The organism is Streptomyces sp. NPDC057486, from assembly GCF_042802415.1.
In the GTDB taxonomy this organism is placed as follows: domain Bacteria; phylum Actinomycetota; class Actinomycetes; order Streptomycetales; family Streptomycetaceae; genus Streptomyces; species Streptomyces yanii.
In genome coordinates, this window is the sequence record NZ_JBHVEE010000300.1 from 1 (window position 1) to 2,221 (window position 2,221).

The 2,221-nt window shown below is 67.6% G+C and carries 2 protein-coding genes; one reads left to right on the top strand and one right to left on the bottom strand.

Annotation, left to right across the window (positions count from 1 at the left end; all coding sequences use genetic code 11):
• Nucleotides 1-366: 366 nt before the first annotated feature.
• Nucleotides 367-1,107 carry a hypothetical protein gene (locus ACFU6I_RS48450; protein ID WP_384380937.1) on the bottom strand — a complete coding sequence of 247 codons (741 nt, stop codon included), beginning with the start codon at nucleotides 1,105-1,107 and terminating at the stop codon, nucleotides 367-369.
• Nucleotides 1,108-1,177: 70 nt separating this feature from the next.
• Here ACFU6I_RS48450 and ACFU6I_RS48455 point away from each other — a divergent pair.
• Nucleotides 1,178-2,112 (top strand): IS5 family transposase gene (locus ACFU6I_RS48455; RefSeq protein ID WP_384380939.1). Its coding sequence is split into 2 segments (ribosomal slippage): nucleotides 1,178-1,513 and nucleotides 1,516-2,112, totalling 933 coding nucleotides; the frame shifts between segments, so codons are not numbered across the junction.
• The last annotated feature ends 109 nt before the right edge of the window (nucleotides 2,113-2,221 follow it).

Below are 2,221 nucleotides of genomic sequence, written 5' to 3' on the forward strand. Positions count from 1 at the left end.
GACCGAAGGTCCGGGGCTTCCCACGTGCCCGGGTGGAGCGCAGGCGCTGGGACATCCAGTCGGACGCCGGCCCAAGGGAGTTGGTCAGATCCTGCTCGGCACCGTCGAGCAGATGACGCAGCTCGGTGACGGACAGCTCGACCACGGGCTGCCGCTCTGCTCCGCCTCGACGGTCACTCGGACGGTGTCGCCGAGGCTCTCGGCGAACGCGTCGTATGGGTTCTACAGCGTCCACACGGGAGTCGTCCGTGTGTCTGGGCACGTGACGAAAGATGACCAAGCCCTACTAGAGCCTGTCCGGGCGATCACGGGCTCCCGCCGCGCAGCCGCCGGGCTGACCTCTATGGGTCTGCCCGGTCTGACGACTCAGGAGTGACAGAGTAGGTCGATGACGACGGCCTCGGCGTCGAGGCCGTCGAGGTAGCGGTTGGCTTGATCCCAGTGGCCGTCTGTGTCCGCGTCCGTCCACGCGCCATCAAGGGTGACCAAGGCGAAGCCGGGCACGGCACACCGGACCGACCACAGCCGGGCTTCCTCGTGTTCCTGCGCGAAGTATGCGACCGGGTCGTTGAGCAGGAACGACGTGTCAAAGTGCGGGTCTCCCGCGACGGCCCGCTGGGCCACGTCCTGCACCAGTGGCTGGGCCAGATGCTCCTTCCTGGCGTCTGCCAGGGAGTACCTTTCGGGATCGGCCTCGTGGCGAGCGAGGAAGTCTGCGAGCGGGCGGGCCGGCGGGTGTATCGCGGTCAGCTCGGTCCAAGCGGCGAGCAGGGCGTCATGCGTGCGCGCCGCTCGTTTCCGCATACCGTCGAAGTCGAGCAGACCCCGAGGCCCTCCGTAGCATTCCAGCGGCCCCAGGGCATCGAGCTTGGCCTTCCTGCGCGGCACGGTCGAGGCCGTGACGAGCCTGCGGTCGCCGTCGTGCGGAGGCAACACGAGGTAGGCGTTGCCCGCGCTGGAGTGGATAGCCCACCAGTCCCAGTGGCCAACCGGATTCCATTCCTCGGTGAGGTTGGCGTTGTAGGGCGCCATGGCGGCAGCTATCGCCTGTGGAACCTTCCGAGGCGCGGTCGGCGGCAGGCACACAGTGGCGAAGAATTTGGTCATGCCCCGGAGCGTAAGCCCCGGGATTTGTCCGCCCATGTGACTGCCACCTCGTCGGATCGTTGTCTCGGCCATGGGGCGGGGTGATCTGACAGATACGGAGTGGGAGCGGCTGCGGCCGTTCCTGCCGGTGGGCAATGGTCGATGCGGTAGGTGGCGGGATCATCGGCAGGTGATCGACGGGATCTTGCACCGGGTGCGGACCGGGATTCACTGGCGTGACCTGCCGGAACGGTTCGGGCCATGGAAGACGGTCTATGAGCGGCACCGGCTGTGGTCGGCCGACGGAACCTGGGAGCGACTGCTCCAGGAAGTCCAAGCCGAAGCGGATGCCGCCGGTGAGATCGACTGGGACATCGGAGTGGATTCCACGGTGGTACGCGCTCATCAGCACGCGGCGGGGGCCCGTAACAGCCCGCCGCCCGCGCCCCGCACGTCAAAAGGGGACGCGAGCGGGGAACACCAGGACGAACCGCCGTGGCAGAGCCTTCACGCCCGCCTGGTGGAGGTGGTGAAGCAGGTGAGGGACTGGGCCGCTCAAGGGGCGGCTTCACCACCAAGCTCCACCTGAGCGCCGAAGGCCGGTGCCGGCCGCTGTCCCTGATCGTCACACCCGGCCAACGGGCCGACTGCACCCAACTGGACCCCGTACTCGACAAGATCCGCGTTCCGCGCACCGGTCCGGGCAGACCGCGCAAGAAGCCCGACAGCCTCGCCGCGGACAAGGCGTACAGCAACGGGCCATGCCGGGACAGCCTGCGCCGTCGGGGCATCCGGCACACTATCCCGGAGAAAACCGACAGCCAGGCCGCCCGCCAGCGCAAAGGCTCACGCGGCGGACGGCCACCCGGCTTCGACAAGCAGCGCTACAAGAAACGCAACACCGTCGAGCGGGCCATCAACAAGCTGAAACAGTCCCGGGCCGTGGCCACGCGATACGACAAGCGCGGCTACGTCTACCTCGGCACCGTCACCGCCGCAGCCCTCGTCATCTGGCTCCGCACATGATCGACCGGACAGGCTCTAGTACTCCAGCCGTACTTTTCCATTACTGCTGGTCAACGGCTTGGGTGTGGGGATTGTAGCGGGGTGGGTTTGGGTGCGGGGCGGTCTTGGC

Excerpts from the sequence above, each read along its gene's own strand:
- ACFU6I_RS48450 (WP_384380937.1), bottom strand. The coding sequence starts at position 1,107 with ATGACCAAATTCTTCGCCACTGTGTGCCTGCCGCCGACCGCGCCTCGG.